The organism is Pseudoalteromonas sp. PA2MD11, from assembly GCF_017808125.1.
Taxonomy (GTDB): Bacteria; Pseudomonadota; Gammaproteobacteria; order Enterobacterales; family Alteromonadaceae; genus Pseudoalteromonas; species Pseudoalteromonas simplex.
The window spans coordinates 112,875-135,076 of sequence record NZ_JADKNF010000007.1 but is presented as its reverse complement, the minus strand read 5'-3'; the positions used below and the strand labels follow the sequence as shown (position 1 = coordinate 135,076).

The 22,202-nt window shown below is 41.2% G+C and carries 17 protein-coding genes and 1 riboswitch; of the genes, 12 read left to right on the top strand and 5 right to left on the bottom strand.

Annotated features, from left to right (window positions below; translation table 11 throughout):
• Positions 1-43: 43 nt before the first annotated feature.
• The 4 genes from ISP07_RS10095 to ISP07_RS10080 all read left to right on the top strand — a co-directional run bounded on the left by ISP07_RS10095 (position 44) and on the right by ISP07_RS10080 (position 5,332).
• A complete protein-coding gene (locus tag ISP07_RS10095) occupies positions 44-577 on the top strand; it encodes a PH domain-containing protein (RefSeq protein WP_209327547.1) in 534 nt (177 codons plus the stop codon).
• The gene (locus ISP07_RS10090) at positions 540-2,102 is read left to right on the top strand and encodes a PH domain-containing protein (RefSeq protein ID WP_228290581.1); all 1,563 of its coding nucleotides are present in this window, start codon (positions 540-542) and stop codon (positions 2,100-2,102) included. Before ISP07_RS10095 ends, ISP07_RS10090 begins: the two co-directional genes overlap by 38 nt.
• A 79-nt stretch (positions 2,103-2,181) precedes the next feature.
• On the top strand, positions 2,182-2,424 hold the full coding sequence (locus tag ISP07_RS10085; RefSeq protein WP_054552301.1) for a hypothetical protein: 243 nt from the start codon (positions 2,182-2,184) through the stop codon (positions 2,422-2,424).
• 85 nt (positions 2,425-2,509) lie between these two features.
• On the top strand, positions 2,510-5,332 hold the full coding sequence (locus ISP07_RS10080; protein ID WP_209327546.1) for a TolB family protein: 2,823 nt from the start codon (positions 2,510-2,512) through the stop codon (positions 5,330-5,332).
• 1 nt (position 5,333) lies between these two features.
• On the opposite strand, the gene ISP07_RS10075 is transcribed toward ISP07_RS10080, so the two are convergent.
• On the bottom strand, positions 5,334-6,473 hold the full coding sequence (locus tag ISP07_RS10075) for a tetratricopeptide repeat protein (RefSeq protein WP_209327545.1): 1,140 nt from the start codon (positions 6,471-6,473) through the stop codon (positions 5,334-5,336).
• 271 nt (positions 6,474-6,744) lie between these two features.
• Between ISP07_RS10075 and ISP07_RS10070 the strand changes: the two genes are divergently transcribed.
• Positions 6,745-7,359 (top strand): PQ-loop domain-containing transporter, encoded by a 615-nt coding sequence (locus ISP07_RS10070; protein ID WP_105173880.1) that lies wholly within the window; start codon positions 6,745-6,747, stop codon positions 7,357-7,359.
• Between the two features lie 49 nt (positions 7,360-7,408).
• On the opposite strand, the gene ISP07_RS10065 is transcribed toward ISP07_RS10070, so the two are convergent.
• The gene (locus ISP07_RS10065) at positions 7,409-9,919 is read right to left on the bottom strand and encodes a zinc-dependent metalloprotease (RefSeq protein WP_209327544.1); all 2,511 of its coding nucleotides are present in this window, start codon (positions 9,917-9,919) and stop codon (positions 7,409-7,411) included.
• 265 nt (positions 9,920-10,184) lie between these two features.
• On the opposite strand from ISP07_RS10065, the gene ISP07_RS10060 reads away from it, so the two are divergent.
• The 5 genes from ISP07_RS10060 (at position 10,185) to ISP07_RS10040 (ending at position 18,222) form a co-directional block, all read left to right on the top strand.
• Complete coding sequence (locus ISP07_RS10060) at positions 10,185-11,357, top strand: efflux RND transporter periplasmic adaptor subunit (protein WP_054552306.1); 1,173 nt, start codon at positions 10,185-10,187, stop codon at positions 11,355-11,357.
• Positions 11,358-11,366: 9 nt separating this feature from the next.
• A complete protein-coding gene (locus ISP07_RS10055) occupies positions 11,367-14,504 on the top strand; it encodes an efflux RND transporter permease subunit (protein WP_209327543.1) in 3,138 nt (1,045 codons plus the stop codon).
• 134 nt (positions 14,505-14,638) lie between these two features.
• Positions 14,639-14,722, top strand: a riboswitch (cyclic di-GMP riboswitch).
• A 108-nt stretch (positions 14,723-14,830) separates the two neighbouring features.
• Positions 14,831-15,400, top strand: coding sequence for a chitin-binding protein (locus ISP07_RS10050; RefSeq protein ID WP_209327542.1), 570 nt, complete (start codon positions 14,831-14,833; stop codon positions 15,398-15,400).
• A gap of 275 nt (positions 15,401-15,675) precedes the next feature.
• Entirely contained in the window at positions 15,676-17,769 is a 2,094-nt protein-coding gene (locus tag ISP07_RS10045; RefSeq protein WP_209327541.1) for a S9 family peptidase, read from the top strand.
• A gap of 51 nt (positions 17,770-17,820) precedes the next feature.
• The gene (locus ISP07_RS10040; RefSeq protein WP_209327540.1) at positions 17,821-18,222 is read left to right on the top strand and encodes a hypothetical protein; all 402 of its coding nucleotides are present in this window, start codon (positions 17,821-17,823) and stop codon (positions 18,220-18,222) included.
• Between the two features lie 58 nt (positions 18,223-18,280).
• Here the strand turns inward: ISP07_RS10040 and ISP07_RS10035 are convergent, their stop codons facing one another.
• The gene (locus ISP07_RS10035; RefSeq protein ID WP_054552310.1) at positions 18,281-18,754 is read right to left on the bottom strand and encodes a Dps family protein; all 474 of its coding nucleotides are present in this window, start codon (positions 18,752-18,754) and stop codon (positions 18,281-18,283) included.
• A 364-nt stretch (positions 18,755-19,118) separates the two neighbouring features.
• On the opposite strand from ISP07_RS10035, the gene ISP07_RS10030 reads away from it, so the two are divergent.
• Entirely contained in the window at positions 19,119-19,328 is a 210-nt protein-coding gene (locus ISP07_RS10030) for a hypothetical protein (RefSeq protein WP_054552311.1), read from the top strand.
• Between the two features lie 4 nt (positions 19,329-19,332).
• Here ISP07_RS10030 and ISP07_RS10025 read toward each other — a convergent pair whose 3' ends face one another.
• Both ISP07_RS10025 and ISP07_RS10020 read right to left on the bottom strand, forming a co-directional pair.
• Positions 19,333-19,938 (bottom strand): DUF7379 domain-containing protein, encoded by a 606-nt coding sequence (locus ISP07_RS10025; protein ID WP_054552312.1) that lies wholly within the window; start codon positions 19,936-19,938, stop codon positions 19,333-19,335.
• An 8-nt stretch (positions 19,939-19,946) separates the two neighbouring features.
• Positions 19,947-20,483 carry a YaeQ family protein gene (locus ISP07_RS10020; protein ID WP_054552313.1) on the bottom strand — a complete coding sequence of 179 codons (537 nt, stop codon included), beginning with the start codon at positions 20,481-20,483 and terminating at the stop codon, positions 19,947-19,949.
• Between the two features lie 91 nt (positions 20,484-20,574).
• On the opposite strand from ISP07_RS10020, the gene ylqF reads away from it, so the two are divergent.
• Positions 20,575-21,519 carry a ribosome biogenesis GTPase YlqF gene (gene ylqF, locus ISP07_RS10015; RefSeq protein WP_209327539.1) on the top strand — a complete coding sequence of 315 codons (945 nt, stop codon included), beginning with the start codon at positions 20,575-20,577 and terminating at the stop codon, positions 21,517-21,519.
• Positions 21,520-22,202 lie beyond the last annotated feature (683 nt).

Below are 22,202 nucleotides of genomic sequence, written 5' to 3'. Positions count from 1 at the left end.
TAGCACGTAAGGCCGGCACAGCTGGCCTTTACAAGGAATTACCGTGTTTAGTAATCAACAAATAGAAACCCTACCAAAGCATCAAACGATTCAATTCCAACCACTTGCAGATAATGCGATATGGCATGTACAACTAAATTGGTTGTTGTTTTATGTGCCTTTAATGGCCGTGATCATTACAGTACGGCACTTTAATCCAGCCATTAGCGAAGCCATTGCTACACCTTGGCTTTTGGTTTTGCCATTGTTGGTAATACTGTCAATGGTTTACAACCTTTACAGCGTTCGCGCCAAAGGGGTGGCAGTAAGAGAGCATGATATTGCCTTTAAGCGAGGTTTAATTTGGCAACAAATCACCTTATTGCCTATTTCTCGCGTGCAACACACCGAAATTCATCGCGGCCCAATTGAGCGAAAGTTAGGACTCGCAACACTCAGGCTTTACAGTGCCGGTGGCATGAGTGCTGATTTACATATCAGTGGGTTAACGGACGAACAATGCAATGATGTCCGCCAGTTCGTGCAAAGTTATGGTGATAATGCAGCAACTCAAGAAAGTGAGCTTGCCGATGAGTGATCAACAATGGCAACGCGTGTCGCCATGGGCGCTACTGTATTTTATTGTTCACTTTGCACTGCGCTTCATAAAAGATGGGCTGCTTAATTTACTGCCTATTTTGGTGTTATTTGTTACGCAAGTTGAGCAAAAGCTGTTTTGGGGGCAAATAGCTGTTGCCGTGGCCTCTTTAGTTTTAGTGCTGTATGCCTTTGCTTATTATCGTAATTTTAAATACCGCATAACGGATGGTCACGAAATACTGCTCAATAAAGGGGTATTTAAAAAAGAGCGGCTAACCCTAAAATTTGCTCGAGTACAGAACGTAAACATTGCCGAACCTTTTTATTTTCAGCCAGTTAATTTAGTTAATTGTATTTTCGATGCCGCCGGTAGTAGTGCTCAAGAAGCTGTGATCCCGGGAATTAAGCTTAGCTATGCCGAGCAAGTTCGTGAACAAGTTATGGAATTTAAGGCTCAGTTACAGCAGCAAGAACAGCCGTCTATTGAGCAGAGCGAAGCAACAGATAAACCGAAAACCTTAACGATCTGCAATGCTGAAATTGCTAAGTTTGGTTTGATGTCGAACATGGCAATATTGGCATTGGCTGCACTTGCTCCATTTATGAATGTGATTTTTGAGTACCTCGAAAAAACCATCATAAATCGCCTAGAGGCCATACTGAATGAGCAAGCTGCGTTCGTTGGTAGTGCCGCTGCAATCGCTGTATTAATCATGGTTGTTGCCATTGTTTTATGTGCTATTTTACTTTCTGTTGTCATGGCCTTGGTGCGCTTTTTTAACTTTCAGCTGTATTTTCAGGACGATAAGTTTAAGCGTGTGGCAGGTTTATTTGAGCGCCAGCAACTCTCGATCAGCGTGTCGAAAATTCAAAGTGTGCAAATCAAGCAAAATATTATTGCTCGGCTGCTTAATCGCTATACCTTAATTTGCCCACAAGTGAGTAGTGGTGGCATGGCTGCTGGGGTTGCGGCACATAAAAATAAACAAACGTTAGTGATGCCAGTAATCACCAAAGAGCAAGTGCAAGCCGTGTGTGGCTGGTTATTTCCATGGTTTGTTGATTTAACAGAGCTTAACTTTGTTAAGCCTGAGCGCGCTTTACTTTATAAGAATACGTTTTTATATGTGCTCCTACCTACTATATTTTCTGCTTTAATTTTCAATGCCTTATTTGATGCTGCTACGATGCTGTGGAGCATTGTCGTGGGCTTAGTTTTGATGATCGGTGTGTTTTTGAATTATCAAAAAACGGGTGTGGCTATGTATCAACATGACGGCCGCTTTTTTGCCGTATTTAAAACCGGCATGCTGGGTGTGCAGTATCGTGTTTTTGAAATCTATAAAGCACAAAGTGTCACCACAATAAGCACTTATTTAATGCGCCGATCACAGCTTAAAAGCCTGTATATACAACTTGCTTCTGGTTCAGTATCAATGCCTTATTTAAAAGCAGAGCTGGCTGAGCAGTTTGCTGATTTTGCCCTATATGAAATAGAAGGCGTCGAGCGGAATTGGTTTTAAATGAAAATAGTTCTCAATATCATTGACCTATTTGGGTTTTTGAGTATACTTTCTCAAAAGCTACAGATGGAGGTTCGCAATGATTTATTTACTACCTATTTTAGCTATTTCAGGTGTTGTCGGATTACTTTGCTATGCTCGCAATAAGAAGGAGTGTAAAGGTCTTTGCGTAAGTTGTGCAGTGACTTGTATTGCTTTGCTTGTGACTGGCGCGATGGCTCTTGCGGGTCTTGGTGCATTGAGAAGCAGTATTATGTTTGCAGCAACAATATTTATTGTTTATCAATTACTAGGCTTGGTTCGCCCACTTAAAATCGAGTAATTTCTTACACTTTTTAACTTCAGCCTTTTTAAAAAGCATCGCATACTAATCCTTAAATTAAGTAACTTGCTAATCAAGGATTGTGATGAAAAAAGCCCTGTTAACTGCGGCACTACTTGCTGCTAGCCACGCTTCAAGCCAAGAAACTTGGCAAACTATTCATACCGAACACTTTAACGTGCATTTTAGTACTGAGAATCAGCAATGGGCCCGTTCAGCAGCAACAGAGCTTGAAATTGTTCGTGATAAGGTTTTAAAACAGCATAACCGTGCCCTTGATGAAGTGGTCGATGTACTGGTTTTCGACCCGTTTAACGCCTCCAATGGCTTTGCTTTGCCTGTAACTAATAAGCCTTTAATGGCCTTGTTTACTACGCCCCCGCAATCCGACACGGTGATTTCTAACACTGATGGCTGGCAGCAGTTATTGATTTTGCATGAATATATTCATTTAGTGCATCTTGCTCAGCCTACTCGAAGCGACGTACGTCAGGTTATTCGTAATAGTTGGGATATTTACGATTTAGTTGATGGCGAAATGCCGCGCTGGGCTGCCGAAGGCTATGCAACGCTGCTTGAGTCGAAAATGACAGGCCGAGGCCGTTTATACGATAACCTTTCAGAAGCAATACTGGTTGAATTTGCCCAGCAAGGTGCGCTGCCACAATATAACCAATTGAGTAGTACCGAAGGAGGCTATTTAGCTGGCTCAATGGCGTATTTAATGGGTTCTCGCTTTCTTGCATGGCTCGAAGAGAACTATTCAGCGCAAACTCTTGATGCAGTTTGGACACGCATGCAAGCGGTTAAAGCACGTGATTTTGATGAGGCCTTTAGCGGGGTATTTGGCGACTCACCTGAGCGCCTATATCGTCGTTTTATTGCCGAATATACTTATAAAGCAATGGCTAAAGAGGTAAGTGAGCAAACACTTACAAGCAAGCTTTGGTTAGAGCTTGATTTATACGCCTCGAACCCTGTTTTAAGTTTAGATAACAGTAAACTTGCTATTGTTGAGCGCAACAAAGATGACGAAACCCGTTTAGTCATTTATAGCACTGATGACAATCAACAGGCTGCCGATGATTTTGCAAAGCAGCAACAAGCGTTACTTGATGATGATCCTGTCGATATCGCAGATAAAGCCCCCAATGTCTTTAAGCGTAAGCAAAAACATGTGCTTCAACAAATTAATAGGCAGGGTATAAAAAACCCGCAGTGGTTAGACGAAAATACTTTGTTTTTCACTGCCACAACAACAGTTGCTAAAGGCTCCATTCAAGGTGTTTCTGATTTATACCGCTATGATATCGACACTGGTAAAGTGAGCGCTTTGACGCATCATGCAGGGCTGCGCCGCTTTAGTATTAGTGATAACGGGCAAACTGTTTATGCTGAGCAAACTCAGCATGGTTTCTCTGAGCTAGTGCGCCTTGACCTCAATACGGGTGTTTCTACCCCTTTATTTGAGAAAAGCCTAGAAACGGTTTATGACTATCCATTACTAAGCCCTAATAAAGCTCAACTTGCTTATTTAAAAGCGACATTGAATGCCAATTGGGAGTTGTATATACAAGATTTAAGCTCTCAAAAATCACTTACTGTGCCAATGCCTGAGGGCTATCAGTATCTGTCACAACCTAATTGGCAAGCAGATGGCAAAGGGCTATATTTTGTTGCCGGTAAAAAGAAAGCTCTCGATTTATATCATTATGATCTACAAAGCAATTCACTACGCCAATTAACGCAAGGCCAAGAAGCTGTTGCACACCCAATGGCAATGAATAATGGTGAACTTTTGTATTTATCGATCACTGCTGAAGGGCCGAATATCAAGCATTTTGCTGAGCAACCACAAGGATTAGAGGTTGTTGAATTTGCTAAAAGTGCGGCGCCACCACGAGGGCAAGTAACGAGCGAAGTATTACCTGAGGCGAAAATCTACCCGCAAAGCCCAACTGAGCCAGCCGATTATGATATTTGGCAGCAAAAACCAACCTTTTCGTTGGCATCTCAGTACTATTCGGCTTCATCTTCACTGCTTACCCTTGGAGTAAAAAGCAATGACTTTTTAAAGCAGCTCGATTTACAGGCAGGCTATAGTGCTGATTTACATGACAAAGCATTAGAAGGGGTGTTCGCGGCCGTTAAGTACTCAGCGTTTGATTTAAAATTTAAAGCGCTGTTATTTGATTACGACCTTGAATCAGCAAAACAGTACCACTCACAAATGCCACTAAACATTAGTAACACAGGGGCGCATTTAGCTTTGAGTTACCCGTTGCAGTTTCAGCAGCTTAGTATTACGCCGAGTTTGAGCTATAACTACAGTGACTTTAGTAATGGGGATGATCAATGGTTAACGCTTGGCCTTGAACAAAAATGGCAACATGATAGACAGCAATATGGTTTTTCTCAGTCCGTAAGTGCCCAGTGGCTATCCGGTGATGCTGACTCGAATAATTGGCAGGGCTATAACTTTGCTACCGTATTGAGCGGTTATGCCTATGATATTCCAGTTTATGTTAATTTTGCTCAGCAATATCGCGATGACAGTAGCCTTGCGCTTGGCGGTTATGAGTCAAACTTAATTAATAATGACACGCAAAGTGGCTTTGTTGTTGCCCCTGAGCTGCCGTTTATTAGTCAATTAGGTAACCGCTATAAAGGCTATGGCGGGGGTATTAGTTACAAAGATTCATTACCTTGGCTTTACTACCAACAGCATCAGGTCGATAACCGAGTTTATGCACAAAGTTACGGTCTCAAGTGGCAAGGAGACTTTAGCTTTGGCATGGGGCCTGCAGGTTTAAATGATGTAAACCTTGATTTCGGCGTCGCCCGAGTAGAAGGCGACGACTTTGAAAATGATTTACGCGCTTGGCTAAGCTTTTATTACTCGTTATAAACTAGTGTTGACCTTTTAAGGCGAAAAGCTTGGCGTGATAAAGTGCTAGTTTTTCGTCTTTATTTTCTATCTCAATGGCTTTTTCTAGCCATTCTTTGCTGCTTTGTTCATTACCTTGCTGATAACTTACAATTGCTAACTCTATATATGGTTCAGATAAATACGGAGCTAATGCGATAGCCTCCTCGAGTTGTTGTTTTGCTTTGTAAAATTGGCCATTGTTACGAGCGTTAATCGCTGTAGCGAGTAACTCAAACGGGTCTTGCCTAAGCATCGCTAACTGTGAATTGAGCTGCTCAGCCAAAATCTGATCATTCAGTTGCTCGGCCAGCACTGCGTAATTATGTAGTAAATTCGTATCTTTAAAGCCATGCTGCATCGCTGTTTGATAAATATGTTTTGCTCCAGCTAAATCACCCGATTGACGATGTAATACGGCAGCTAAATTGTAAAGCGCAGCAGAATTTGGTGTATATTCATTGGCTTTTAAAATATAGCTGTAGCTCAAATCAAATTGGTTAGCAATAAGTGCGTCGCTTGCTAAATTGCTGTAATAACGGCTAATTAAGTCTTTTAGTTCAGCACGGCCGGAATAAAAACTACCACGAGCAGGAAAGTAGTCAATGACAGTACCTGGCGGTACCAAGTAATTATCTTCTTCACTTAAAGGGGCATAGACTTTGGTGCGAAAATGGCCTGACACATACACTATATTATTTTGCTTACTATAAACAGGCTCACTTGAGACCGCTTGGAAACCAGTTTTGAGCCCGACTAGTTGAGCGTATGCGTGAGTTAAAATTGCTAAACTGATGCAATTGCCTTGCTCATTTTGTAATGCCTGTTGGGCATTTAAGGTGGCGCTAAAATAATTAAAATTACTGAGCTTATTTTCTAAGTATTGATAAAGAACTTGATCATCTCTTAAATAGTCACCTTGGTGTCTTGTGAAATAGTTAAGGAAGCGTTTTTGTTCCTCGGCTGGTAAGGTAAAAAGTTCAGGGTCTTTTAGTTCAACTTGTTGAAAATGTTCATTGTTTAGTAAGCTGGCAACGCTAGGAGGGGGGGTTGACTGTTGGCTTGTACTCTCGCATCCAGCCAAAAAGGAAAATAAAACAATTACATATAAAATTGGCTTCATAGCTTTTCTCTCCTGAATACTATCCGCTCAATGTACCCATATTGCAGTGACTATTCAAGTCAGTCGTTAGTGTCATCAGCTGTAAACAGCTTGTACGGATATCTTGCCAATAGCTGATTGTATATTTTTTATTCTTTATTGCATTCTAATACTCTCTCATTACAATGCCGCGCTCTTTTAAATCGCTTTAAAAACAGTTATTTACTGAATTTTTATGGGCGATTTATAAATTGCTAACGTATTAACTAAATTGTAACGAGAGAGGTCTGTTTTGGCGCACTTTTTGCCGATTATTTCATGCTTTATTTTAGCGTTTAGCTTTTATCCGCTTTTAAATAAGATCCGTAAAAATCGCAGTGTGTCGGGCGTTTCGCTGTTAATGATGAGCTTTGGTGTTGCGCAAAGTGTGTATTTCATCACCTATAACTTGTTCTTTCAGCGCTTTTACATGGTTTTGCCGTTCGTTGTTACTGGCATGCTAAGTGGTGTGATCCTTTATTACTTTGTTCGTTACAATGCTGAGCGAAAGCAACGTATGCAACTAGCCGGGTTATTAGCCATGTCATTCGTGCCTTTTAGTTTGTTGCTGAACCCTTATTATGAAACGGCAACGGTGCTTAACTGGCTCACCTATGTAGGTTTAGTCATGAGCTCTATTCGTGTTATGCCGCAGACTTATAAAACTATTAAAAGTGGTGATATTAGTAATTTAAGTGCGCGCTACTTCAGCCTACAGTTTGTTGCTGGAAGCTGTGGCCTTGCTGCCGAGCTTGCTATGGCGACACCAAGTGTGTCTCACATACTGACCTTTGTAATGATACTACTGACTAATGCCGCGCAACTAGGGTGTATTCAGTATTATAAATCTCGCCCAGCAATGGCTTAAACTAAAAACAAAAGGCTGCCAAGTGGCAGCCTTTTTTGTGTTGCTAAGATTATGCTTCGAGGGCTTTACTAATTAAGCGATCGATATATTGCTTATGCGCTTTAGCTGCGGTGTCTGCACCCCAAGGCACGCTCATATCAGCAATTTGATTTAACTGATAAAGCGCGGCAGCTTTGGCTAGGTTATCGTGCTTGCTCGCTTTGCCTAAACCAGCAATCGTGATTAGCTGATTCACATATTCAACTTGTAGATTGTGACTTAGGGTATTTGCTTTTTTGCTGTCTACAAAAATGCTTGCTGTTAAGTCATTCATAAATTGGTTAAGTGAATACTCGTTGCCATACATTGCGCTGTCTGAAATGCGCAGCATGACAGCCGGGTGTAATAACTGAGCAAGTACCAGCTTTTGCATGCCTAAAATCATGCCGTGTGGTTTAGGGTCTTCGTTCTTACCGTAATGATTAAAACCACGACGTTGCTGTAATAGGTAGTTATACAGTGGCTGCATACTAGCAAGCACATTTGGCGAGAATACTTTGTCGGCTAAAATTTGCATTGCATGTTGCTGGCGTTCAAGTGGCACTGGCGTAAATGGTGCACCATTTTTGTCATCACCCACCACATTACGCTCTACATAAACACCACCGATTTGACGTGACACCACGCCGGCTTGTGTTCTGTAGCTTCTAAATAAAATGTTCGCTGAGGTAACCAGCTGTTGGTATGACTCACCATTAACCGTGGCTTTGTCTTTAAGTTCAGTAAACAACTTATTGATAAGCTCCATACGATCATCAGCATAAGCGGCAGGGTTAGATGACATATCGCCAATCATCACACGTGGGTCGATATGGCGGCCTGGGGCACGCATATCATCAGCATCATTACCAAAAGCTAAAGCATGCTCAGATGAGCGTGCGAGAATTTTTTCAAGTCGCTGCTGCTCAGCTGCTTTATCAGCCAATGCTTGGCTGTAGCCGTACTCAATCGCCCAATCATCGTAAGGGCCAGGTTTGGTTTGGAAGATATCACCTTGCTGCATACCAATAGGGGCAATGTTTGCTGGTGCATAGTCCATAACAGAACCCGTTACGATACCTTGCGTTTTACTCTTATCGTGAACTTCTTTTTCATCCCACAAGATAGATGATTTCATATTGTGGTTAAGACCAAGGGTATGGCCCACTTCGTGTAAAACAAGCTGAGTTAAGCCTTGGCGTAAAATCTCTTTGTTTTCAATGCTCGCACCTGTGCCTAAGCCTTTAGCAAGTAGCATGTTTTCTTGAATGCTGTGGCCCAGTGAGCAATGTAAATCTGTGCTGCTTTGGTTAGTTTCAAGTGCGGTTGCACCTTGGGTGTATAAAGTGTCGTACATCCAACGGTTTTTCATGAAAACATACTCTAACATGATGTCAGAGCCTAAGATCTCACCGGTTAATGGGTTCGCAAGGGCAGGACCATAACCACCAAATGGAGGGCGTGGTGATGCAGTCCAACGTAATACGTTGTAGTTTATATCGCCCGCATCCCAATCAGCGTCATCAGGTTGTACTTTTACTTCGATGGCATTTTTAAAGCCTGCTTTTTCAAATGAGCTATTCCATGCTAGTACTGCATCACGAATAGTGTCTCGCCACTCAACTGGCGTGGTATTTTCAATCCACCAAGTAATCGGTTTAACTGGCTCAGACAGTGCAGCTGATGGGTCTTTCTTTTGTAAGTCCCAGCGCTTGATGACATCTTCATAAGGTGCCCAATCCGCTGATGTCATATTGTCGAATTCGTTAGTAAAATAACCAATACGTGCGTCATCTTGGCGAGCTTGATAATCATTTTTCGGTAGCGCGACAAATGAATGCTGTACTTTAATTGAAACATTACGAGGGTCGCTTACGGCTTTTGAGCCTCGTACTGTTGGGTTGGCATTAGAAAATACGTAGTCCACCACAACATCTAGGTTATTTGGATAAGGGCGCTGTTTAACAATACGCGATTTTTTGTCGTTTAACTTACCAAGTTTAAAGCGTTTGCTGGCATTTTTATCTTTTGGGTTTGCCCAAGGTGACACTTTATGCAGTGCTTCACTTAAAAAGAGCTTATCAACTTTAAAAGCAATTTTACCGTCTTCTTCTTTTTCGATTTTAATACTCGCAAGCACAGCTTCGCTGATGTTGGCATCGGCAGAGCGTGCTAGGGCTGAGTTTTCATCAAATTTATAGCGCGGTGTTTTGCTAATAATATCAATGCGGTCAAAGTATTTACGAAACTCAATTAGCTTTGTCTCGCGATATGCCCCTCTGAAGTGACCTGCGTCAGTAACACCATCAATGGTGTGAGCAAAGTACACAAATGGTGTATCAAGTTGAGATTGGTCGATCACCATTAAGTTATCGCCGGTTTTCGCATCTTGGTAAATGCTGAAAACACCGGCAAACTCGCTTTTATCTTTGATCATTTCAGCCAGTGTTTTTGGCTTCTTTTCTTCTTTTTTTGTTTCGGCGGCGTGGCCATTCATGGCAAACGCTAAGCTTAGTGCCAGCGCAATGTTTGTTATTTTCATTGTTAACTCGTTCCTTTAATTATTTCTCAATCAAGTTTAATGAATTAACCCTTTGATAAAAGGCTGTTTGTTAACAAGTGTGAAAGTAGTGTTGTAAGTCTCTGATATTAAGCGGTTTTTGTTTGTAACAAATTGTTCTTAGATAAGTTTTGGTTTTTGTGTTGCCAATTTATCTGTTTTTGTAACAGTTCCTTACAAATGTCACATTAATGTTTCTGTCAGCTTTGGTATGATAGGGCCAGTGAAAATATTATAGGTGTAAGTTATGCGCACAAGTTTATTAAAATGGATCTTACCGTTTGTTGCATTAATCGTTGGTGTTGCTGGTTTTAAGGCAATCAACGCGATTGCTCAAGAGCCTAAAGACAAGGATGTAGTTGATGTGCGTCCTTTAGTACAGGTTGAGCCAGTAGCAAGTGATGATCATCAAGTGATTATTAATAGTTACGGCGAAGTGAAACCGCTTGAAAGTACCTTACTTGCCTCGCAAGTAGCAGGTGAAGTTACAAGTTGGCATCCAAACTTTGTTGCTGGTGGCATCGTAGCTCGCGGTGAAGTGTTATTTACCATCGAAAAAGATAACTACGAAGCAGCTGTACTACAAGCTGAAGCGTCACTTGCTAGTGCTCAAGCGGCACTGATCGAAGAGCAAGCACAAGCTAAAGTGGCAGAAGATGAAGCAAGACGTTACCCAGAACGTGAGCGCACTGACTTATTCCTACGTAAACCTCAAGTTTTAAGCGCGCAAGCCGCTGTTAAATCAGCGCAAGCGGCATTAAAACGTGCCGAGCGTGACCTTGCTCGCTGTGAGGTAAAAGCACCTTACGATGCACTGGTGATCAGCCGTGAAATTGGTGTTGGTCAATACATTAATGTAGGCAGCCAAGTTGCTGAAATTAATAATATTGAAAGTGCAGAAATCATTGTACCAATTGCTGGTTTCGATAGTGTATTTTTACCAAAACGCTTAAAAGGCGTTAAAGCGACCATTATCAATAAAGGCTTAAACAGCTTTACTCGTGAAGCCGAAATTGACCGTGACCTAGGCGTTGTTGATAACGCGACGCGTATGAGCAACTTAGTTGTTCGTGTTGATGACCCATACGGCTTAAAGCACGACGTACAACCTATTAAATTTGGTGCTTACGTTCAAGTGAACTTTGCCGGTGCAACATTACAAAACATCTACCGTTTACCGCAGTCTTTAGTGAATAACCAAACGGTGTGGATTGTGAACGGCGAGAATAAACTTGAACCACGTAAAGTAACCGTAGTGCGTGAAGAAGGTGAGTACTTCTATATCAGTGATGGCCTTGAAGTGAATGACCAGTTGGTTCTAACGCTACCTGAGTATCCGCAAGAGGGTATGGAAGTGAAGATTGCTGGAATGAAAGAAATGACAAGCGATGCAGAAACTGCAGCGGTTGAAAAGCTTTAAGGTAGCACTATGACTGATACAAACACAGAAAAACAGTCTGGCCTTATTGCCTATTTTGCCAATAACTCGGTCGCTGCTAACTTAATGATGGTGTTTATCATCATCATGGGGATCATTAGTTATTTCACTATTCAGCGTCAGATGTTCCCGAATATTGAAATTAACTATATCGAGGTACAGGCTAATTATCCGGGTGCCTCACCACAGGAAATTGAAGAAAGTATTCTGATCAAAATTGAAGAGTCACTAAAAGATGTCACCGAAATTAAACGTGGTGTATATCGCTCATTTCGAAATAGTGGTACTGCAAGTTTAGAGATCAACACAGATGCAGAGCTCACGGATGTACTTGATAAAGTGAAACTACGGGTAGACAGTATTGCGACTTTCCCTGCCGGCATGGAGCCGGTGACGATTAGCCAAGTTGAGTTTCGCCAAGACGTGATTGGTATGACGCTAGTGGGTGATATTCCACTGACTGAGTTAAAGCCTGTTGCAAACAAAATTGAAGATGAGTTACTGCAGTTATCTAATGTGTCGCTGGTGCAAAACGATGTACCACTTGATGAGATTGCGATTGAAATCGACCCAGATTCACTTCGTCAATACAACCTTACCTTAAGTGAGGTGGCCAGTGCTGTACGTCGTTACTCTGCAAATATTTCAGCAGGTCAATTACGTACTGACGCAGGTATTATCTCGGTACGTGTTGAAAATCAATATTACAGCGGTGATGAGTTCCGCCAGATCCCAGTAAAAATCGGTGCAAATGGCGCGAAAGTGCTTTTAAACGACATTGCTGTGATCAAAGACCAATTCACTGAAGGTGAACGCTATTTTAAATTTAATGGTGAAAATGCCGTTTATTTATCTGTAAAAGCAACTAAAGAACAAAATATGATCCCGGTTGCTGATTCAGTTAAAGCCTTTATTGAACAAAAGAATAAAGAGCTACCAGCCGGTCTTCGTCTTGTGCCACTGATGGACATGACTTATTACCTAAATGCCCGTTTAGACATGATGAAAACCAACCTTTTCCAAGGGGCTATCTTGGTGGCCATTATGTTGTCTATTTTCTTACGCTTTAAGCTGGCACTTTGGGTAATGATTGGTTTACCTGTGTGTTTCTTAGGGGCAATGATGATGATGCCATTATTTGGTATCAGTATTAATATCGTGTCGTTATTTGCCTTTATTATGGTACTCGGGATCGTGGTCGACGATGCCATAGTCATAGGGGAGAGCGCCTACACCGAAATTGAGAAAAAAGGCGGTGGTGTTGTAAACGTTGTAAATGGCGCAAAACGCGTTGCTACCCCAGCAACATTTGGTGTCTTAACAACAATTGCTGTATTTGCACCGTTTACATTATCAAGTGGTCCAGAGAGCGCATTCTTCTTTGGTATCGCCGTGGTGGTTATTCTGTGCCTGATATTTAGTTTGATTGAATCGAAACTTATTTTACCCGCACACATTGCCCATACTAAGTTTCCGCCAATTAATCCAAATAGCTGGCGAGCGCGTTTTAACAAACGTTTCTTTAACTTTGTAAATGGTCCATATAAGCGTTTTATTGAGCTGTGTGTTGAATGGCGCTGGTTTGTACTATTTGCGTTTGTCGGTTTATTGATTTTGACGTTTGGCTTAATTACATCAAACCAAGTGCGTGTGGTACCAACACCAAAAGTACCTCAGGACTTTCCACAAATTCGTTTAGAAATGAATGAAAATGCCTCGGATATGCAAACAATTAATGCTATTCGTGAAATCGAAGCCATGGTTAACAAGGTAGATCAAGAGACAGAACGAGAGTTTGGCCAAAAGCTAATTCGCGATATCTTAGTGTTTAACCAAGGTCGTACTGAAGCACAATTACTTGCTCCGCTGGTAGATGAAGAGCTTCGCCCTTTTAACGCATTCGAATTATCTCGTCGTTGGCGTGAACAAATGCCAAGCATCCCAGGTGTGAAGTCACTGCAAATTTACGATGATGTAAATGGCGGTGGAATGGATGGTGAGTTTGGTTACTTACTTTACGGCCCTGATATCGATACCTTAAACGAGGCAGGTCGTCGTTTTATCCAACTATTACAACAGCAAAAAGGCTTATTTGATATTAGTTCGACCATCGATCCGGCGAGCAAAGAAGTGCAGTTAAGCTTAAAACCTGTGGCATATGATCTAGGTTTAGACCTTGCCAATATTGCTAACCAAGTGGGCGCAAGCTTTTACGGTGGTGAAGCACAGCGTGTTATTCGTCGCGGTGAAGAAGTACGTGTTATGGTTCGTTACCCGAAACTAACACGTGAAGCGTTTGCATCATTAAAGCACGCCGTTATCACAACGCCTGCAGGTCAAGAGGTGATGCTGGGTGATGTTGTTGAGCTGAACGAAAAACCAGGTATTAGCTATATTCGCCGTGAAGGTGGCTATCGTACTGTGTATATCTACGGCAGTATCGATGAAGAAGCGATTGAGCCGGGTGAAGTGGTTAAGCAAGTTGACGAGAACTTGTTGCCACAGTTAAAAGAAGAGTACCCGTCAGTTAAAACTGAGCTAGGCGGTTCAATTGAAGAGCAGCAGGCGCAAGCTAATGAGCAAATCATGTTCTTCATCGGCGGTATGATTTTAGTGTATATCTTGCTTGCTGTACCGCTTAAGAGCTATTCGCAGCCTCTAATTGTTATGTCGGTTATTCCATTTAGCTTAACCGGTGCTATTTGGGGTCACTTCTGGTTTGGTTTAGATATTAGCTTGATGTCGGGCTTTGGCTTGATTGCTGCGGCCGGTGTTGTAATTAATGACTCGTTAGTTATGACCGACTTTGTAAACCAAGCACGCCGCGAAGGTATTTCAACTCGCCAAGCGGTTATTGAAGCAGGTTGTGCGCGCTTTAGAGCAATCACCCTGACATCAATTACAACCTTTGCGGGTGTACTACCGATTATGTTCGAAACCAGCTTGCAAGCTAAGTTTGTAATTCCAATGGCGGTTGCACTTGGTTTTGCGGTTATGTTTGCAACTCTAATCACTTTAGTGCTAGTACCTTGTTTGTACATTATCATGAGTGATGTAGGTAATGGCTTTTTGAATATATTCCGTTCTGGTCACCGAGTAACGACCAGAAGAAAGCTGGTGAAAGACTAAAGCTCTTTCTGTTTTAAAGCCAACCGAGCGGTTGGCTTTTTTGTTTCTGCATCTTTTCTAGTAACTATTTGCTATATAAGACCTTTGGTTACATTCTTTTGTTTGATTTGTGATTCGGTCGCGATTATACTCAGTCTTGTTTTTGGCAAACTAACTGAAAAGTTAGGACGCAAAGTTTCCGGTCTAAGGTTTTAAACTATGATAGCGGGACCGCTGATAAGCACATAATCTAGTGCTTTGGATCTTTTGCCTCAAACTAAAAAGTATTTATTTTGTACGGTTGTTAGATAATGCCTATTAGTTGTTCTTAGGGTGATACTTTGTTTATGCATACGTCAATGGCCTCCGGGAAGTGGTTGCCGATTGGTTGCTTGAATCATCATACCCAACTATTTGTTGGTGATAGGGTGATTGTGACCTTTTATGACATGCAAGGAGAGCTAGTCGATTTATCATTCGAATATCCAATAGTCAGTACGGATCAAGGTGAGCCTCATAATTGGCCGCGCTCCGTTGCTGAGCATATTAATGTGCATATTCCGCTAGTAAAAGCTGGAAAAATGACTGATCAAGGCTTAGTGGTAGCCTATCGCTCAAACCAAATTTATGCCCTAGAAGGCTCGGGTATTACGCATGTAAAAGTGGCGTTTAATTGTATCGCCAAGTGTGAAGAGCGAGTAAAAGATAGTCTGCAAAATTATGACTATGTTTATCCTCAAGCATGCAACGATTACAGTGCAGGAATTAAGGTTTTACAACCTAAAACAGGCCATATTTATATGTGTAAACCATGGCCATTTAGCGAGTTTTGTCGTGTTAAAGATTCACACAACCCGCTATTTGAACCAGGTGTAGGAAAAAGCTGGGCTATGGCTTGGCAGCAAGTTTCACATTAAGAGTTTCCCCCTAAATGCTATTTTAGCATTGCTTAGCCCACTCAATTTGAGTGGGCTTTTTTAATACCAACCCGCAATAATACTTAATCATTTTGAGGGATTAAACCTGTCGTTAACTGCGTTAAAAATTTCTCATTTAGAACAACTAAATAACGAAATTTTTGCCTTGTTATCAACGAGGTTTTATTGCCTCAAAATAGACTACTTAATTAAGCTGATTGGTATAATTCTGTGATAAACTGCCAGCAATTCGTTTTTTATTTTGGTTTTTTCTTGTGTCGTCAAATTCGTATTCTTTGTCTTTATTAGCGCATTCTCCTGTTGCCAAAAAACAGCCTCATCCATTAACTACTCATCAACTAACTCGCACCGATAACTATTATTGGATGCGTGATGATGAGCGTGAAAATAAAGATGTATTAGCGCACTTAAACGCCGAAAACGATTATTGCGATGAGCAACTCGCCGACATAAAACCACTGCGCGAACAATTATTTAATGAACTAAAAGACCGCATTGTAAAAGACGACAACACGGTACCCGTGAAAGATGGCCAATATTGGTATCACTCAGAAGTACGTGGCGACGATGAATATGCACGCCATTATCGCAGTAGCTCAATAGAGGCACGCGACAAGCACTTGCTGTTAGATGTAAATCAATTAGCTGGCGATTACGAATTTTATGAATTAGGCGAAGTTGCAATTAGCCCTGACGAGCAGCTACTTGCATACTCTGAAGACACTGAAGGTCGTCGTATTTATACCGTGCGTTTTAAAAATATTGCCAGCGGTGAGATGTTTAGTGATGTGCTGGAAAACACCGAAGGCCAAGTGGTGTGGGCTAATGATAATAAAACGGTGTTTTATGTGAAAAAAGACCTGCAAACCTTATTGGGTTTTCAGGTTTACCGCCATGTTTTAGGCACCCCGCAAGCTGATGACGTACTGGTTTATGAAGAGCAAGATAAAAGCTTCTTTATGGGGCTTGGCAAAAGCCGCGATGAAAGCCTGATCATAATTGACCTTGCGACCACAGAAACAAACGATACTTGGGTGCTTGATGCCAATAATCCAGAAGGTGGATTTAGCGCCTTAATGCCACGCGAAGAAGGCCATGAGTTCGATGTCGATAAGCTAGGTGATACCTTTTACATTGTGACCAACTGGCAAGCGAAAAACTTTCGTTTAATGACCGCGACGCAAAGCACCATTGCCGATAAACATCGTTGGCAAGAGCATACAGCACATCGCGAGAACGTATTGTTAGAAGGGGTCGAGATTTTCGATGACTACCTTATCCTCACCGAGCGAGAGCTTGGCCAAACACGTTTTGTAGTGGTGGATCAGCAAGCCGAGCGTCTTACTTTAGAGTTTGATGACCCTTGTTATTATGCTGCAATTGCCATGAATCCAGAGCCGAATGTGAGCTCTGCGCGTATTTACTATTCAAGCTTAACTACGCCAGGTTCTTTGTATGATGTTGATTTAAAAACAGGTAACAAAACCTTATTAAAACAACAGCAAGTATTGGGTGATTTTAACCCAGAGCATTATCGCTCAGAACGTTTAATGGTTACTGCAAGAGATGGCGAGCAAGTGCCGGTATCTTTGGTTTATCGTATCGACCAATTTAATAAAGATGGAAGTAATCCGCTGTTGCAATATGGCTATGGCGCGTATGGTATTACCATCGATCCTAGTTTTTCAAGTAGCTCACTAAGCTTGCTTGACCGCGGTTTTGTTTATGCGATTGCACATATTCGTGGTGGTGAAATGCTAGGGCGTCACTGGTATGAGCAAGGTAAAAAGCAATATAAGCAAAATAGCTTTAGCGATTTTATTGATGTTACGCATGCGCTTACTGAGCAAGGCTATGCACACCCAGAGAAAGTATTCGCGTCTGGTGGCAGTGCTGGTGGCTTATTAATGGGCGCTGTGGTTAACCAAGCACCTGAGCTTTATTTAGGTATTGGTTGTCATGTGCCATTTTTGGATGTGCTAACCACCATGCTTGATGAGAGTATTCCACTGACGACCAATGAATACGACGAATGGGGTAATCCAAATGATCCTGCGTTTTATGATGTGATTCAGGCTTACTCACCGTACGATAATATTAAGCCACAGGCTTACCCTAATATTCTTGTTACAACCGGGTTTCATGACTCTCAAGTGCAATACTGGGAGCCAATGAAGTGGGTTGCTAAGCTACGTGAGCTTAAAACCGATGACAACATTTTGGTATTTAAAACCGACATGGATGCAGGCCATGGTGGTGCATCGGGTCGCTTTAAAAGCCTTGAAGAAAAGGCATTAGAAATGGCCTTTTTTATTGCTTTATTATCGAATAAAGGCTTAGATAAATAGGTAAATAAATTTTATAAGCGTAAACTTAAGTTGTATTTCAAAGGGGTAAGCATGTTTAAAGCCCATGGTGATTGGCGTTATTTTGTTGAGCCGCCGGTGATTTATGTGGAAATGAGTGGCAGTTTTAATAAAGAAGCCGTTGCTTCATTTAGTATTGAAGTTGCTCAAGAAATCATGAAGTACCCAGAGTTTTCAATTCAGTATGCTGTGGTTAATTTGGAACAATTTGAATTAGCAACTGCCGATAGTATTGAAACTGCTAAGGTTTACTTTCAGGCTGTCAAAGCGCGAGGCTACAAACGCGTTGATTACATCAAAGCGAATATCATTGCCCGCAATTTATTAGAAACAGTTTGGTCTGATGTCGAAATGGATATTAACTTTCACCAAGATGCTGAAAGCTTTTTTCAAATAAGACCCGAGTACGATAATTTAAGAAAGTGGTTAAAATAATACCTTCTGAATATAAAAAAGCCCTCAAGAGAGGGCTTTTTCGTGTCAATTTTGAATATTAACCTAGGTAAGCTTTTAACATCCAAACAAGTTTCTCTTGTTCTTTAATGTAGTCGCCCATTAATGATGCTGTACCTTCGTCATCTGCATCACCAGCTTGTGCTAAGATTTCACGCTGCATTTGAATAAGCGTGCTGTAACCTGCTAAAAGGTTTTCTACTGCAGCAGTGCCTTCAGTGATATTTTTAGCTTCACTAATCTTACTTGCTTCAATGTATTCAGAGAATGCATGTACCGGTGTACCACCTAACGTTAAAATACGCTCTGCAATCTCGTCTACTTTCTCAAGTAGTAAGTTATAAATTTCTTCAAATTTAAGGTGTAATTCAAAAAAGTTACGACCTTTGATATTCCAATGAAAGCCGCGTGCGTTCATATATTGAATTTGGTAGCAGCTTAGTAAAGAGTTTAGTGAATTTACGATATCTTCACTTTTTGCGCTGTTTAAACCAATTGCATTTACCTGTGACATAGATTGCTCCTTAAAAAAACCGTTAAGTGTTTACTTGCTAGTGCTTGGTGTTAAGTATTAGCCATCTTGGTTAATCTGTAAAATGGTTTAATTCGAACACAGTGATAGGTTTTACCTATCAAAGGTTGGTGTTGTCCATTTATGCACTATTAATATAACTTTGAATTACTTTTAATAGACTTGGGGCAACTGAGCAAAAAATCTACCTTATTTTACGAATGTTTTAAAATTAGGCAGAAAGTATGATCTAAAACAAGGTTTGCACCTGCTGAGAAACACGCTGATTTAGAACTTGATTTAGGTCAAAAAAACAACGAACCAGAAGCGCATAATGACTTTACCGCATTTAACCAGGAGAAGAAAAATGGACGGTAAAACAGTTAAAGAAAACAAAGCTGAAATAGTCGTTGTAGTGATTGCATTACTTGCATTTGTTATCGGTTTGGTAGGTCATCTAGCAGGTGCTAGCTTCGCAAACTTTGATACCTTTGGCTATATTGCTGCACCTGTACCATTGATCCTAGGGATCATTGTTTTAATCTCATATAAAGTGGCTGCAAGTGCTGAAGATTAAAGTGTCACTCACTTTGATTTATAAGCTTAATAATGTAATCCATCACTTGGCGTGAGTAGATCATACTGGTGTGACTCAAATGAAACACCTTATGTTCTGCCATGCCATTGAGTTTGGTTTCATCTATCAAAACTGTACCATCAGAGACACTGCCTTTAGCAATCAGTGGCATTAGCCCTATGGGTAAGTCACCAGCAATACTATAAAGCTTGGCATTAAACGGCCAATTGCCATTCTCAGATAATAGAAACTCCACGCTATTTTTTAACAGCATTTCAAAGCCCTTCTGCTGCATTTGTTTGGCAATATGGCTGCCTTTATGCGGGGTGCCTAAGGTGATCACCTTTTCAACGTGGCGACTTTGAAGAGAATTGGCCTCTAAGTAAGCGCGAGCAACCAAGCCACCCATAGAATGGCAAACTAAGGCGGTAGGTTTACCACCAATAAAGCGATCAATCTTATCGAAAATCGCCGCTCTATCGGGAGAGAGCGTGTTATAGGTCAAATTGAGTATTTTTAGTCCTGACTTTTCAAGACGCGCGCACAAAGGGCGCATCACAAAGCCTGACATATATAGTCCGTGTAATACTACAACCTGCCTAATTGCCATCGCGTTCCTTACATTAACTGTTGCGGTTTAATTTCGATATTTGCAGTGTCTGAGCTAACCCATACTTCACCATCTTGAATGGTAATAGTGAGCTTAATATTACGATCAGCTAAGTCGGCTAATGCCTGAGTCGCAGCATAATCGAGACTAAAAATACTTAAGTTTTTAAAATCATACAACTTAGGTTGATGTTTTTGCCACCAAATCGCTTGGTTATTTTCACCATAGGTATATAAAACAACTTGCTTCGACTTATTGCAGGCTTTTTTCAGGCGTTTTTCATCAGGTAAACCAAGCTCAACCCATAATTCAATTTCTTCGCTATAGTTAATGTGCCAAAGCTCAGGTTCATCATCGGCGCATAAGCCTTTAGTAAACTCTAAGCCTTCACGGGCATTTAGTGCAAAAGCCAACAAGCGGATCATCAAGCGTTGTTCGGTTTCTGATGGGTGTTGTGCCAGAGTTAAATTGAAATCTTGATAAATGTGGCGGTCCATATCGCTTAACGATAATTGCGCTTTAATAATGGTTGATTTAAGAGCCATAACTGCTTACTTGAAAAAATTTGCGTCATTATAGCGCAATTCGTTGCCGAGCCAGTTAAAATACCGTGAAATTATCTTGTAGGAGTTAAAAATGGCCATCCAGTGGTTCCCGGGTCACATGAACAAAGCCCGAAACGAAATTAAAGAAATCATGCCACAGATGGATGTGATCATTGAGGTACTTGATGCCCGTATTCCTTACAGTAGTGAAAACCCAATGGTTACTGCGCTGCGTGGCGACAAGCCAGTAATTAAAATCATGAATAAGGCGGACTTGGCTGATCCTAAGTTAACGCAAGCTTGGAAAGACTACTTTGAGCAGCAAAGTGGTGTGAAAGCGATTGATTTTGGTAATGATAAAGCGGGTGAAGTGCACCGTATTAATGAGCTTTGTAAAAAATTAGTACCGCATAAAGTAGGTGCTGATAAACAAATTAAAGCCATGATCATGGGTATTCCAAACGTTGGTAAATCAACGCTTATTAATACATTGGCCGGCCGTATCGTAGCAAAAACAGGTAATGAACCTGCGGTAACCAAAGCGCAGCAACGTATTAAGCTTGACGATGGCATTATGCTTTACGACACGCCGGGTATGTTATGGCCTAAAGTAGAGAACGAAAACTCTGGTTATCGTTTAGGGGCAACTGGCGCTATTCGTGATACCGCTATCGACTACGAAGAAGTGGCAAGTTACACCGCTGAATATTTATTGCAAGCATACCCAGAGCTTTTAAAAAGTCGTTATAAAATTGATGAGCTACCAGAGTCTGACTGGGAGTTTGTTGAAATGGCAGGTAAAAAGCGTGGTTGTATCCGCGGTGGTAATCAAATCGATACTTACAAAATGTCTGAAATTCTTATCAACGAATTACGCGATGGCATTATTGGTCGTATTACCATGGAAACACCGGCTATGCGTGAAGAAGAAGAGCAAATGGTTGCACAGCTTCGCGCTGCTGCAGAGGCGAAAAAAGCCGCTAAAGAAGAAGAGAAAAAACAACGCCGTGCACGTGCACGTAAGAACCGTCGATAAAGTTAATGCATTAATTTTTAGACATAAAAAAAGCCCTGCAAGGGCTTTTTTAGTTTCATATCTACCGTCACCGATATGAGCAATGTAGCAAGTAAAATAAGTAGGGTCGCTTATATGTCGCCAATATCAAGGGGCGTTGCCATTAGTAACATATAAGCTAAAGCTTTAACGTGGCGACACGCGTTTCTGGGGAGAAACAAATTCAATCTGAACAAGTCATCATACTTCGCTTGGCTTGTTGAGATTAATTATCAATTAGGTTTGCGGTACTGTCAATATGTTTTTGAAAATAATTCTCATTTAGTTTGGTTGCAGGTTTGATACGAATTTTAGACATAAAAAAAGCCCTGTAAGGGCTTTTTGAGTTTCATATCTACCGTCACCGATATGAGCAATGTAGCAAGTAAAATAGTAGGGCGATCACCTGTTGCCAATATCAAGGGGCGTTGCGATTAGCAACAGGCGATCTTAGCTTTATCGTGGGCCACACGTGTTTCAGGGTCGAGAAACAAATCAGTTTATTCCGAACAAGTCATAACACTTTATTGCCTTGTTGATAGTGATTATCAATTAGATTTGCATATCTGTCAATACTCAATTGAAAATAATTCTCATTTCTTTGTGTTTGTTTTTTAAACTTCCGTAATTCAATGCATTAGCACTAAAGTTAGGCTGTAAATTAC